Source organism: Breznakia sp. PFB1-19, from assembly GCF_029893935.1.
In the GTDB taxonomy this organism is placed as follows: Bacteria; Bacillota_I; Bacilli_A; order Erysipelotrichales; family Erysipelotrichaceae; genus Breznakia; species Breznakia blatticola.
Genome location: NZ_JARXXJ010000011.1, coordinates 19,590 through 32,265 on the forward strand (window position 1 = coordinate 19,590; position 12,676 = coordinate 32,265).

The following is a 12,676-nucleotide window of genomic DNA, read 5'->3' on the forward strand; positions in this document are numbered from 1 at the left end:
TCTGTAATAATGCATGATATACTAATTTTAAGAAATAGGAGAAGCATAATGGCATCATATACATCAGTTTTATCACTCTTATTAAGTTATATAAATCATGCAAAGAAAAAAGACAATAATTACATAATTGCAAAACAAATGCTGCAACATTTTTCGAAAATACCAGAAGTGACAATCCATGATATGGCGGATATATGTTATGTGTCGTCGGCTTCAATATCACGGTTTGTAAAAATGCTTGGATTTGATACATATGGTGAATTTAAAGAGCAGTGTAAAAATACTATTGAGATTAATGTCGATTATTCTAAAGATGTACAAATGGCAGGAAAGAAGGAGATGAAACCACTATTTGAGTTATACACAAATAATGTGATAAATAATCTCAACTTTACGTTAGAACATTTAGACTACAATCAAATTGAACGTGTATGTGAGTACATTTTTCAAAGTAAAGATGTGTATTTCTTAGGATTAGAGTTCGCTACACTGATTGGACAACACTTTCAAATCAAAATGGCTGAATTAAATAAGTTAATTAAATTAGGTACACCATATACAGAACAAATGGAATTATTGGATTCTTTATCAAAGGATAGTGTTGTGATGATTGCATCATTAGAGGGAGGATACTTCTATCGTAATGATGAGATTATCCGTAAAATTAGAGAAAAAGGGTGTAAGATGATTGTTTTTACAATGAATTACTCGTTGAAACCGCTTAAAGATGCAGATGAAATCATTTTATGCAGTGATAATAACTCCAATACGGAAGGACGAATATCTTTACTGTATATTATGGAATTGATTATCATGTATTACTATGTAAACTACAAAGCAGCAATGCAGTAGTTTCAAAATATGAAACTAACTGAGGTAATTTGAAATTACTTCAGTTTTTTTGCGCATAAATTTCATGTAGTCACATGCTAAATTGGAGATGAAAGGAGAAGTGATTTATGAATAAAGACTTTTTATGGGGAGGATCTACAAGTTCATTTCAATTTGAAGGTGCATATAATGAAGATGGGCGAGAACTGTCAACTACTGATACGAGAAAGGTTCCAAAAGGAATTGCTGATACTAAAGTAGCTTCAGATCATTATCATCATTATATTGAGGATGTAGAACTTATGAAGGAATTAGGAATTAAAGTGTATCGTTTTTCATTCAGTTGGTCTCGTATTATCAAAAATGATGGAACAGTGAATGAGCAAGGAATACAATTTTATAATAATCTTATTGATTTATGTATAAAAAACGAAATTGTTCCATTTCCAACACTGTACCATTTTGAAATGCCACAAATTTTAGTGGATACATATGGTGGATGGAAATCTAGAAAATGCATTGATGATTTTAGAAAATATGCGCATACTTGTTTTGAAGTGTTTGGTGATCGTATCAAAATGTGGGGAACAATCAATGAACAACTTATTGTAAGTGCATCAGGTGATTTAAATGGAAATCAAGAAACAGACTTTATAAAACGTATGAAAAATATGTATACAATCAGTTATCATATGTCTGTAGCAGAAAAATATGTGATACAAGATTTTCGTAAGATGATTCCAGATGGGAAAATCGGTCCAGTTTGTTCCATGCAAGTTGTATATCCAGAAACTTCTAGTTCAAAGGATGCAGTAGCAGGCGAATATGCTCAAGATTTTTTGCAGAATATGTTTTTGGATATGAGTGTTTTTGGAGATTATCCGCAGAGTGTGAAAAATTATCTACAAGCGTTAGGATTAAACTATCCATTAGCAGAAGACAAAGCGGTGTTAGTCTCAAACAAGCCTGATATAATTGGGGTTAATTATTATGCAACAACATGTATTCGTGCAAGAAAAGCAGGTGAAGATTATTCGAAAATGCCACCATTCTATCAAAACGAATTATTTACATTAGGAAATAACGCATATGTGGAAAAGACAAAATGGATGGAATTTGGAGTGGATCCAGAAGGATTATATGTTGGAATCCGCCGTATGTATGAACGATATAAATTACCAATGATCATATGTGAAAATGGATTAGCAATGAGCGATGAACTTATTGATGGAAAAGTACACGATGCTGATCGAATCGAGTATTTAAATACACATATAGCACAATGCAAACGTCTTGTTGATGAAGGATATCCGTTATTTGGTTACTGCGTTTGGTCACTTTTTGATTTAGTGAGTTCGCATCAAGGGTTTGCTAAAAGATATGGTTTAATTTATGTGAATCGCGATGATCACGATATAAAAGATCGTGTACGTATACCAAAAGATAGTTATGACTGGTATAAAAATGTCATTAAAAACAATGGAAATATAAAGGAGAATAATAATGAATAAGTTAATGAATTTTATGGAAGAACATTTTGTTCCTTTCTCGAATAAAATTGCATCGAATCGTTATTTAAAAAGTATAAGCAATGGTTCTATGGCACTGTTAAGTATTATTATGATTGGTTCGATTTTTACAGTTGTTAAAGGTATTAGTTGGGAACCATATCAAGAGTTTCTAACTACAACAGGACTTGGAACATTTTTAGGTTTTGTTCCTAGTATTACGATTGATTTACTTGCACTATATATGGCATTTTCAATTGCATATTGTGGAGCAAGTCAATTCGATATTAAAGAAAGTGCATTAAACTGTGGACTTACATCTTTGGTTTGTTATTTGTTACTAATACCAATCAATACAACGGCATTGGAAGGAACTTCGTTTTTAGATTTTACATATTTAGGGGCAAGAGGTGTAATTGTTTCCATTTTTGTAAGTTTAATAACTGTACAAATCATTCGTTTCTTTGTAAAACACAATTTTACAATTAAGATGCCTAACGGAGTACCACCAATGGTTATTAACTCATTTGTTGCTCTAGTTCCTGCGTTGGTTGCTGTTTGCTTCTTTGGTGTTGTGAAATACATTATGTTACAAACGAGTTATGAAACACTGCAGTCTTTTATTTACACAATGTTGCAAACTCCACTACAAAATTTAACTGGTAGTTTGCCGGCTTTCTTGATCCTTATATTGGTTGCACAATTATTATGGTTCTTTGGAATTCATGGTTCGATGACTGTACTTCCAATTCTATTTCCAATCTTCCTTGGTTTTCTTCAAGAAAACACAGCTGCAGTTGCAGCAGGACAAATCCCACCAAATCCTATTAATTTTGGACTATATGATTTGGCGTGTTTAGGGGGTGCAGGAGCAACAATTGGACTTGTAATTGTGATGTTCTTCTTCGCAAAAAGTAATCGCTATAAAGTCTTCTCTAAAGTAGTTTTACCTTGTGGATTATTTGGGGTAAATGAGCCATTGATTTTTGGGATGCCTTTAATGTTAAATTTAGTGATGTTAATTCCATTCTTATTAACACCAGTGATTATCGTAAGCTTAGGATACGCATTAATTTCATTGGGTATTATAACACCTACAATTGGAGTGCTTGGTGCGGGATCTTTACCACCGTTTATTCATGGGGTTGTTCAAGGCAGTGTATCATTTGGAGTATATGAATTATTTGCTACATTAATTTCTGCACTAATTTATTTCCCATTCTTTAAGATGCTAGATAAAACAGCATGTGAAGAAGAAGCAAAAGAAATACAAGGAGAAGTATAAATGAAACAAATCGTATTATTGTGTTCTGCTGGTTTATCTACAAGTATGCTTGTGGAGAAAATGAAAGAAGCAGCAAATGAAAAAGGTTTAAAATATCAAATTGCAGCTTATTCAATGAATCAACTTGAATCAGTAAAAGATGAAGCCGATATAATCTTGTTAGGACCACAGGTTAGATTTCAATTGGATCAAGTGAAGCAAAAGGTAGATTGTCCGGTACAAGTAATTGATATGATCGATTATGGACAAATGAATGGATCAAAAGTAGTTGATGATGTGAATCAACTTATCGGATAACCAGTATACAAAAAACAGATGTATGATACGCATCTGTTTTTTTATCGGGATTTATATCTTTGAATCTATACACATAATAAAACATTTAATGGTATTCTTTTTAGCTTCTGTTATTTGTGTATATTAATATGTAATTTCATTTACAGTAAGTATGAAATTTTATGGAAAGATAAGAAATGGTATAAGAAAAGATGATCTATCAAAGGATAAATCATCTTCATATGCGATTAGTCTGCTTTTTTAGTACCTACAGCAATAATATAAGATTTAGATGCATCTAAGATGTCACCAACTTTAATTGTTGTAGCTTTACCCATCGTACCCATTTTTGCTGTTGGGTCTTCTACGATGACATAGTTTTTCACATCTGGGAAATTTGCACTCATATATGCATCAACTCTAGCTTTCACTTCAGTAGCTGTAAGTCCTTCTTGGAATAGGTTTAAAAACTCAGTTCCTACTGGAGTTGCTTTTTTATCAACTGTAACTGAAGCACATACTTCTTTTGATTTTGTGTCAGTTTTTGAATATTGATAGAATCCGCAAACTTCAACAGTATCACCATTTTTAGCATTTGATGGTAATTTTTCGTATACACCTTTATCAGATGTACCAGTAAATGTTTCAATGGCTGTACCATTTAGTTTTACTGTAAATTTATACTGTACGACTCCAAAGATAAATGACTTATCAAACCATAGTTTACCAGTTTTTGTTATATTTTTTGCAGTCATAGATTTTGTATGACTCTTTTCTTCTAGTGCACTGGCATCAGGATATGCACTCATTGCATATTCTACTTTACCATCTTTGTATGTCACGGTAATTGATGAAGGATCACTTAGTGGGTCTGCTGCAATTGCTTTTAGATTACCTGCATATTTCTTTAAGATATATGCTTTTGTATCATTATTTGCAGTTGTTGCATATGGCCAAGTACCTTTTGTATAACTAATACTTGACACATCAGCAGGTTGTGCAAACATTTCTTTTGATGCATCTTCACCATTATTTGTAATATGGTCTAGCATGGTTCTAGCAATACGACCTTCTAAATTCCAATTGTAAAGTTTATATTCATCTAGATAGTTGTCTTCTCCACGGACACCTTTATCATATCCAGCCCAAACGGAAACTGTATATTTGTCAGTATATCCAACAATCCATTTGTCTTTTCCTGCACCTGTTGGATATTGAAGTGTTGGGTCATCATTCTCATAAGATGAAGTTCCTGTTTTGGCATAAATGCGATATCCTGAGTTAGTGAATGAATTAATATTTCCCCAACCTTCATCTACAGCACCTGCTAACATATATGACATTAGCCATGCTGCTCCTTCAGAATATACGTCTGTTTTTTCAGTTTTTGCTTTATATGTTTTTATTGTTGTATCTTGGAATTTTACTTCTTTTACTGAGTATGGAGTTACACGTTGTCCTTTATTAGCGAATGTAGTGTATGCTTCAGCTAATTGTAGTGTTGTCATACGTAAATCTCCACCACCAATAGAATATCCCATAACGAAGTTTTCAACGACATCTTCTGGAATACCAAGCTTTCTCATGTAATCTTGTACACCGTCAATGCCAATTGTATTAACAAGTTCCTGTAAGGTTTTGAATGCAGGGACGTTAAGCGAGTGGTTAATTGCTTCACGTAAGTCTAAGTCACCTCTAAATTGATCATCTGCATTCCATAGAATATCAGTGTCAGTATAGGCTGTTGGACCATCTTCAATAACATGTTCTGTTGAATATCCTAAGTTATCAAATGCTGCAGCATATTCAATAATTGGTTTTGCAGTTGATCCAGGTTGTTGGTCTAAATCCCATGCACGGTTTTTTGTGATATCCCCGCGTCCACCACCGAAAGCGAGTATTTCACCAGTTTGGTTGTTCATTAATGTGAATCCCGTTTGATAACGTTCATCATATTGTTCATTGATGTTAAATGGAGTACCTGTATAATCGACAGCTTCACTATTACAGATGCTGTCTGCAAGTTGTTGTGACTCGATATCCATTGTTGTATAAATATCCATTGGTGTTGTATATGGATCATATCCTGTTTTTTCAAGTACTTCATTTGCTGCGTATGTAATAAAACTTTGGTATTCATCTACCTGGAATTGTGCAGCACCACTTAATTGGAATGATAAATCTTCAGATACAGCAACTTTATACTCTTGTTCACTGATATATCCGTGATTCAACATTTGATACAGCGTGTCATTACGACGTTCGATAGCTGCATCGTAATGGTTAACCGTAACTACGGCAGTTTGTTGTCCTGCTTCATTGAGAATCGGTTCACCATTCTCATCAACCTGCGCATATGATGTGACACCATTATACGGGTTGTTTGTGGCAGGGGCGTTAATTACACCGGCTAAGAAAGCGGCTTCTCCTAAATTGATATCACTAACTGATTTACCAAAATAGTATTCTGCACCTTTTTCAATCCCTCGAGCAGGACCTCCAAAGTTAATCTTATTTAAATAGTTTTCTAAGATATCGTTTTTGCTTTCTTCTGCTTCAAGTTCCATCGAATTAAAAATCTCTTGAATTTTCCATTCGATTTTTGTTAATGTATTCGCTTCATTTTTTTCTTCTTCTGTTAATTGAAGCATGTTTGCATTATCAACAAGTTGCATGGTTAATGTAGAACCACCTTGGCGGATTCCACCAGCTCCAACGTTGATGACACCTGATTTAATAAAGCGGGGTAAGTCAAATCCGTTATGTTCAAAATAACGAGAATCTTCTACTGCTAAAAATGCATCAATTACATTGTTTGGAATTTCCTCTAATTTTACGTTTTCACGAATTCCATCTCCCATGGATAGGGTTGTTATTAGGCTTCCATCAATTGCAAACATGCGGGTTGAAGCATTTGCTGTTAATTCACTGCGGTCATTTTGCTTCTTTGATAAGATGTCTTGCAACATCACAAAACCTGTTACACTTACAAGCATCATCCCAGCTAGGATAATGATACAAATCGTATTAACGACACGACGTCCAGTTAATTTTGATTTAGTCTTTGTTTTTGTTTTTTGACCATTACTTGGTTTTGACCTTTTTGGCGTATTTATTTTTTTATTTGCCATAAGAATCCTCCTTAAAGTATACTGCGTCCACCACATCTAAATACTTCAAACGTGGTGTATATGATTCATCAATTAAATATCCATGGGTTTGCACCTTTTTATAGGATATGGATTTATGTTGCTTTTCTTCATTGATGATATATTCTGCATCAAGTAGATATGTCTCATTATACGCAATAAATCGTATAACTAGAAATGCAATTCCACCATGTTGCTTTACCGCACGTAAATGTGCGATCTGGTGTTCGTGAATATTGCGGAAGGCAAAAGAAGTTTTACTAGTCGTTTCTTTTGCTTCAAAGTCAATATACGTTGATCGATAAATCCCATTGTAATCAGTTGTACTTGGTGTTTTATAATAGGCTTCCACAATTTTAGCAGCGGTTCGTTTTGGATAGTCTACACGTACGATTTGTACAGGTGTCGGTTTCTTATAAATTAGAGCACGACCTGTTTCTTTATAGAACGTGTTCGAATCATTTAAATCTTTTTCCAAATTCATTCCTCTTTGATTACTTGTTGAGGAAATACTTTGAACTGCTGATTTTTTCTTTGTTGGATAGTTTATCATAATTTCACCTATTCTATATTATACACGAAAAATGCAAGGACAGTTATTAAAAAATGAGTGCACACACTTGCTTTTTCCTGTATAATTTGCGAAACTGAAGTAGGTGATATTATGGAAAGATACAATTTGACGATTAAAGACATACTAGACAAGCAATTTCATGTGGATATGAAAGGGTATGCAACTGGTGAAGTAGATAGTTTTTTAGATAAAATTATTGAAGATTACGAAGCTTATGGTGCCTATATTGAAGAACTTGGGCAACATTTACATCGTTATGAAGATGAAAATAAAAAACTACAAGCGAAAATCAAAGAGCTTGAAGCACAGTTAAATTATGAATGTGATAAACAAAACCAAGTAGATTATGTGGATTTGTTGAAGCGAATTTCAAATTTAGAAGCAGAAGTATTTAAAAGATAACGCAGGGTAATCGCTGCTTGCAAAAGTAGAGGAAAGTCCATGCTCGCACAATCTGTGATGATTGTAGTGTTTGTGCTAGATGAAAAAATAAATCTAGGTAGCGAAAGCTAACGGCTGACAAAGTCCTAAGGGCAACTATGGATGGCGTCTTTAAAAGTGCCACAGTGACGATGCTTTATGGAAACGTAAAGACTGGAACGGGTAAACCCCACAAGCGAGAAACCCAAATATTGGTAGGGGAACTCTAGCGAACGAACCGAAGTTCAATAGGGACACGTAAGTGTAGATAAATGGTTACCACTCTTCGGAGTACAGAACATGGCTTATATGCGTTATTTACAAGGGAAACTCCGGTTTCCTTTTTGTTTTACTTATCCAACTTAAGTTGCTATAATAGTGTAGAGTATGCATATTTCGAGGTGTGATATGAAAGAAATTGGACAACAATTAAAGGATATAAGATTAAAGAAAAAATATACATATGCGGATATTGAAAAGATGACAAAAATGCGCCCGGATCAAATTGAGGCGATTGAGAATGGAGATTTCGATTTTTTCGAAAATGATATTAGTTATCTTAGATTTTATGTGCGTAAGTATGCGGAAGTATTAGGTGTGAATTTCGATGATATTCGTGATGCTTATGATACAAGCGTAGAAGAATACACACAAACATTATCAATGAAAGCCATCCAAGAGCGTGAAGAATTGGATCAAAACATTAAACAAAGACGTGAAGTACCAAAGGCTCATACGTATACAGAGCCACCAGTTAGCGCAAATAAAGATTTAAAATCAATTCGACAAAACGTGAAACAATCATCTCGTTTCCGTAAAAGCAAAGTAGATATTTCACTGATTTCATTATTAGTGATTGTCGTTGTGATTGTTGGAGTGATTATTTTTGCGGTGTTTAACAATGTATTTGCACCAGATGATTCAAGTGCAAACAATGACAAGCAAAGTGAAGTAACACCGACACCAACACCAGAAAAAGATAATGGTGATACAGATGAAACAGAAAAAGAACAAGAACAAGAAAAGAACAGTGTTGTATTTACGCAAGTAAATCCTTCAACATATGATATTACAGGTGTAAAACTTAACGATCCTTTAGAATTAGATATTCGTTTAGAAAATGGAACGGAATCTTGGATTCGTGTATATCTAAATGGTCAAGAAGTGATTATTGGTGATGTTTACAACAGCACAAGTAAAATTGTTTATACAGGAACTGCAGGTGCAAATGACATCTATACGATTAATTTTGGAAACTATGCAGATCAAAAAGTAAGTATATATATCAATGGGACAAAAATGACAATTGATCCTAGCGTTGCCGCAAATGGAAACGTATTAGATATAACACTTAATGTGAAAGGTCAGTAACTATGAATTTACCTAATAAATTATCATTGTTTCGGGTGATATTAGTTCCAATTATTGTTTGTGTTTATGTAATCGACATGAACTTAGGAAACATACATATCATGGATACATTACTTCCAGTGAAAAATGTAATTGCATTGCTTATCTTTGCAGTTGCATCATTTACTGATTTTCTAGATGGCTATATTGCAAGAAAATATCAGTTAATTACAAGTTTTGGAAAATTTATCGATCCGATTGCAGATAAATTATTAGTGAATACACTATTTATTCTGCTTGCAGTAAGTGGACAAGTAAGTGTTGTGCCTGTTGTAATTATGATTTGGCGTGATACCTTAGTTGATGGAATGCGCATGATGGCAGCACAAAAAGGTATCGTTGTAGCTGCAGGTATTTGGGGAAAATTGAAAACGGTATTACAAATGTTTGCCATTATCTTTGTCCTACTTGCAAATGTTCCATTTGTTGCTGTAGGAATTCCGGTAGATCAAATACTTGTTTACGCAGCAACCCTTGTTTCTGTAATTAGTGGAATCAAGTATTTCATGGAAATGAAAGAATTTATCTTGGAGAGTAAATAATGAAAGAACTTGTTGCTAAACTACAACAACATCAACTTACTATCGCCACCGTCGAGTCACTCACTGGTGGCTTGTTATGTGCTAAGATAAGCGAAGTGCCAGGAGCAAGTAAAGTTCTTAAAGGTGGTTTTGTCACCTATATGAGTGAAGTAAAAGAGCATGTCTTGGGTATCGATCATAATTTGATTGAAACTTATGGAGTAGTAAGTAAAGAGTGTGCAAAGGCTATGGCAATACAAGGTGCAAAACAGATCGAAGCAAATATTGTACTGTCATGCACTGGAAATGCTGGACCTGATGTACTAGAAGGAAAAGCAGTAGGTTTAGTAGATATGGCAATTTATTACGATAAAAATGTATATGTATTTGAAGAAATATTTCCAGGAAACCGTAATGAAGTAAGAGAACAAGTATGCGCGTATTTAGCACATAAAGTTTTAGATATTCTAGGAAAATAAGAAAACCAGACAAATATATAAGAAACAGGAGGGAATCATGGCAACAAAAAAAGTAGATGATAAAAAAGCAGAAGACAAAAAAGATGCCTTACTAAGTGATGCAATAAGTGCGATTGAAAAACAATTTGGTAAAGGTTCAATTATGAAACTTGGGGATCGTGCAAATGTTTCAGTAGATGCAATCAGTTCAGGAAGTATTAAACTTGATGAAGCATTAGGTATTGGTGGATATCCAAAAGGAAGAATCATTGAAATCTATGGTCCAGAATCAAGTGGGAAGACAACGTTAGCACTACATGCAATTGCTGAGGTACAAAAAAAAGGTGGACGTGCTGCATTTATTGATGTTGAAAATGCCATTGATCCTTTATATGCAAAAAATCTAGGTGTAAATATTGATGAACTTGTTTTATCACAACCAGATTCAGGAGAACAGGCATTAGAAATTTGTGAGATGTTAATTCGTTCTGGTGCAATTGATCTAGTGGTTGTCGATTCAGTTGCTGCTCTTGTTCCTCAAGCTGAACTTGATGGGGAAATGGGAGATTTGCAAGTCGGTTTACAAGCACGTTTAATGTCAAAAGCAATGCGTAAATTAGCTGGTGTCATGAACAAAAGTGAATGTACAGCATTATTTATTAACCAACTTCGTGAAAAAGTAGGAATCATGTTTGGAAACCCAGAAACAACACCTGGTGGACGTGCGTTAAAATTCTACTCTTCTGTACGTATTGATATTCGCCGTAGTGAAGCGATTAAAATTGGAACGGAAGTTGTTGGAAATAAAGTAAACATTAAAGTTGTAAAAAACAAAGTTGCACCTCCATTTAAAGTTGCACAAGTGGAAATTATGTATGGAGAAGGAATCTCATTTGTTGGGGAAGTTCTTGATTTAGCTGTAGATCACGACATTGTGCAAAAAAGTGGTGCATGGTTCTCTTATAAAGGGGATAAAATTGCACAAGGTAAAGAAAGTGCGAAAGCATATTTAAAAGAAAACAAGGATGTGATGGAAGAAATCTCACAACTTGTTCGTGAAGCAATTCGTCCAAAAGAAGAAGTTGCTGCGTAATTGAATATAGAATCGATGAAGTTTCGTTAATTGAGACTTCATCTTTTTTTACTCTATAAAGAAACTATGATAAAGTGAAACTACATTAAGGAGGACACAATTATGAAAAAACTTATAAATATTAAAAAAAGTAACGGAGGAAAAGATACACAATAGCCTCCACGAAGGGAGACAAATTTGAAAATAAAAACAGATAAAATTGTATTACGAACAATTGAAACAAGTGATATTGATGCATTATATAAAATTGCTTACCAAGGAGATTTGGAGTGGATGAAATGGAATGGTCCATATTTCAAAGATCCAATGTATACCTATGATGAATTTACTCAGAAGATTGCACCAAGTGCATATGTCAATTGCAAGGATTGTATGTTGGTGGAATATGAAGATAGAATCATCGGTCTAGTTACTTATTATTTTGATGATGGAAAACTTGCTAAATGGCCAGAAGTAGGGATTTTACTTTATAGTAAAGAGGATTGGAATAAAGGGTTAGGTACGCACATTCTAAAATTATGGATTCAATATGTGTTTACTAGTTTACCTGATATTGAACATGTTGGTTTTACTACATGGTCAAAAAATGTAGGAATGGCACGTGTAGGAGAGAAAGTAGGTATGCAACTGGAAGGAAGAATTCGTAAGGTACGCTACTGGGAAGATATGTACTGGGATTCTTTAAAATTTGGAATTCTAAGAGATGAATATGAAATCATCGAGCATCAAGTAGAAATGTAAAGGAGCAATTTATGGCAAATCAAAAAGTATTTCAAATGGATTTTGGCAAGATTTATGAAATGTATATCCAAAAAGTTGAACGTAAAGGTAGAACAAAAGAAGAATTGGACACGATTACGATGTGGCTTACAGGATATGATGAAACAAATCTAAAAAAACAATTAGATAGTCATGTAACAGTAGAAGAGTTTTATACATTTGCACCACAGATTCATCCAAATGCAGTAAAGATAACGGGTAGTATTTGTGGGGTGCGCATTGCAGATATTCAAGATCCTCTCATGTTGAATATTCGCTATTTAGATAAACTTGTTGATGAACTTGCAAAAGGTAAAGATCTTGAGAAAATTCTTAGAAAATGAATAAAGCGTTATTCATCTAGTCTTTATGAGAAAATGATATAATAATTA

General features: G+C 33.9%; 13 protein-coding genes and 1 other RNA gene. 12 read left to right on the forward strand and 2 right to left on the reverse strand.

What is annotated here, in order from left to right:
• Positions 1–48 precede the first annotated feature (48 nt).
• The 4 genes from M2098_RS06690 (at position 49) to M2098_RS06705 (ending at position 3,921) form a co-directional block, all read left to right on the forward strand.
• Positions 49–852 (forward strand): MurR/RpiR family transcriptional regulator, encoded by an 804-nt coding sequence (locus M2098_RS06690; RefSeq protein WP_280682979.1) that lies wholly within the window; start codon positions 49–51, stop codon positions 850–852.
• A 107-nt stretch (positions 853–959) separates the two neighbouring features.
• The gene (locus tag M2098_RS06695) at positions 960–2,342 is read left to right on the forward strand and encodes a glycoside hydrolase family 1 protein (protein ID WP_280682980.1); all 1,383 of its coding nucleotides are present in this window, start codon (positions 960–962) and stop codon (positions 2,340–2,342) included.
• The gene (locus tag M2098_RS06700) at positions 2,335–3,624 is read left to right on the forward strand and encodes a PTS transporter subunit EIIC (protein ID WP_280682981.1); all 1,290 of its coding nucleotides are present in this window, start codon (positions 2,335–2,337) and stop codon (positions 3,622–3,624) included. Before M2098_RS06695 ends, M2098_RS06700 begins: the two co-directional genes overlap by 8 nt.
• On the forward strand, positions 3,625–3,921 hold the full coding sequence (locus tag M2098_RS06705; protein WP_280682983.1) for a PTS sugar transporter subunit IIB: 297 nt from the start codon (positions 3,625–3,627) through the stop codon (positions 3,919–3,921).
• Positions 3,922–4,148: 227 nt separating this feature from the next.
• On the opposite strand, the gene M2098_RS06710 is transcribed toward M2098_RS06705, so the two are convergent.
• A complete protein-coding gene (locus tag M2098_RS06710) occupies positions 4,149–7,031 on the reverse strand; it encodes a transglycosylase domain-containing protein (RefSeq protein ID WP_280682985.1) in 2,883 nt (960 codons plus the stop codon).
• Positions 7,021–7,602 carry a Holliday junction resolvase RecU gene (gene recU / locus M2098_RS06715; RefSeq protein ID WP_280682987.1) on the reverse strand — a complete coding sequence of 194 codons (582 nt, stop codon included), beginning with the start codon at positions 7,600–7,602 and terminating at the stop codon, positions 7,021–7,023. The genes M2098_RS06710 and recU overlap by 11 nt, the downstream gene beginning before the upstream one ends.
• A 111-nt stretch (positions 7,603–7,713) precedes the next feature.
• Here recU and M2098_RS06720 point away from each other — a divergent pair, with 111 nt between their 5' ends.
• The 8 genes from M2098_RS06720 to M2098_RS06755 all read left to right on the forward strand — a co-directional run bounded on the left by M2098_RS06720 (position 7,714) and on the right by M2098_RS06755 (position 12,628).
• Positions 7,714–8,025 carry a DivIVA domain-containing protein gene (locus M2098_RS06720; RefSeq protein WP_280682989.1) on the forward strand — a complete coding sequence of 104 codons (312 nt, stop codon included), beginning with the start codon at positions 7,714–7,716 and terminating at the stop codon, positions 8,023–8,025.
• An RNA gene (gene rnpB, locus M2098_RS06725) (RNase P RNA component class B) lies at positions 8,024–8,356 on the forward strand. The genes M2098_RS06720 and rnpB overlap by 2 nt, the downstream gene beginning before the upstream one ends.
• A gap of 95 nt (positions 8,357–8,451) precedes the next feature.
• Positions 8,452–9,414: a helix-turn-helix transcriptional regulator gene (locus M2098_RS06730; RefSeq protein ID WP_280682991.1), complete on the forward strand. Its 963-nt coding sequence runs from the start codon at positions 8,452–8,454 to the stop codon at positions 9,412–9,414.
• 2 nt (positions 9,415–9,416) lie between these two features.
• Positions 9,417–9,995, forward strand: coding sequence for a CDP-diacylglycerol--glycerol-3-phosphate 3-phosphatidyltransferase (gene pgsA / locus M2098_RS06735; protein ID WP_280682993.1), 579 nt, complete (start codon positions 9,417–9,419; stop codon positions 9,993–9,995).
• Positions 9,995–10,453 (forward strand): CinA family protein, encoded by a 459-nt coding sequence (locus M2098_RS06740; protein ID WP_280682995.1) that lies wholly within the window; start codon positions 9,995–9,997, stop codon positions 10,451–10,453. Before pgsA ends, M2098_RS06740 begins: the two co-directional genes overlap by 1 nt.
• Positions 10,454–10,490: 37 nt before the next feature.
• Entirely contained in the window at positions 10,491–11,525 is a 1,035-nt protein-coding gene (gene recA / locus M2098_RS06745) for a recombinase RecA (protein ID WP_280682996.1), read from the forward strand.
• Positions 11,526–11,702: 177 nt separating this feature from the next.
• Positions 11,703–12,266: a GNAT family protein gene (locus tag M2098_RS06750; protein WP_280682998.1), complete on the forward strand. Its 564-nt coding sequence runs from the start codon at positions 11,703–11,705 to the stop codon at positions 12,264–12,266.
• Between the two features lie 11 nt (positions 12,267–12,277).
• Complete coding sequence (locus M2098_RS06755) at positions 12,278–12,628, forward strand: DUF2200 domain-containing protein (protein WP_280683000.1); 351 nt, start codon at positions 12,278–12,280, stop codon at positions 12,626–12,628.
• The last annotated feature ends 48 nt before the right edge of the window (positions 12,629–12,676 follow it).

What these genes read in the sequence shown, in the direction of transcription:
- M2098_RS06710 (WP_280682985.1), bottom strand. Translation starts at nt 7,031, where the DNA reads ATGGCAAATAAAAAAATAAATACGCCAAAAAGGTCAAAACCAAGTAAT.
- recU (WP_280682987.1), bottom strand. Translation starts at nt 7,602, where the DNA reads ATGATAAACTATCCAACAAAGAAAAAATCAGCAGTTCAAAGTATTTCC.
- M2098_RS06720 (WP_280682989.1), top strand. Translation starts at nt 7,714, where the DNA reads ATGGAAAGATACAATTTGACGATTAAAGACATACTAGACAAGCAATTT.
- pgsA (WP_280682993.1), top strand. Translation starts at nt 9,417, where the DNA reads ATGAATTTACCTAATAAATTATCATTGTTTCGGGTGATATTAGTTCCA.
- M2098_RS06705 (WP_280682983.1), top strand. Translation starts at nt 3,625, where the DNA reads ATGAAACAAATCGTATTATTGTGTTCTGCTGGTTTATCTACAAGTATG.
- M2098_RS06695 (WP_280682980.1), top strand. Translation starts at nt 960, where the DNA reads ATGAATAAAGACTTTTTATGGGGAGGATCTACAAGTTCATTTCAATTT.
- M2098_RS06740 (WP_280682995.1), top strand. Translation starts at nt 9,995, where the DNA reads ATGAAAGAACTTGTTGCTAAACTACAACAACATCAACTTACTATCGCC.
- M2098_RS06690 (WP_280682979.1), top strand. Translation starts at nt 49, where the DNA reads ATGGCATCATATACATCAGTTTTATCACTCTTATTAAGTTATATAAAT.
- M2098_RS06730 (WP_280682991.1), top strand. Translation starts at nt 8,452, where the DNA reads ATGAAAGAAATTGGACAACAATTAAAGGATATAAGATTAAAGAAAAAA.
- recA (WP_280682996.1), top strand. Translation starts at nt 10,491, where the DNA reads ATGGCAACAAAAAAAGTAGATGATAAAAAAGCAGAAGACAAAAAAGAT.
- M2098_RS06755 (WP_280683000.1), top strand. Translation starts at nt 12,278, where the DNA reads ATGGCAAATCAAAAAGTATTTCAAATGGATTTTGGCAAGATTTATGAA.
- M2098_RS06700 (WP_280682981.1), top strand. Translation starts at nt 2,335, where the DNA reads ATGAATAAGTTAATGAATTTTATGGAAGAACATTTTGTTCCTTTCTCG.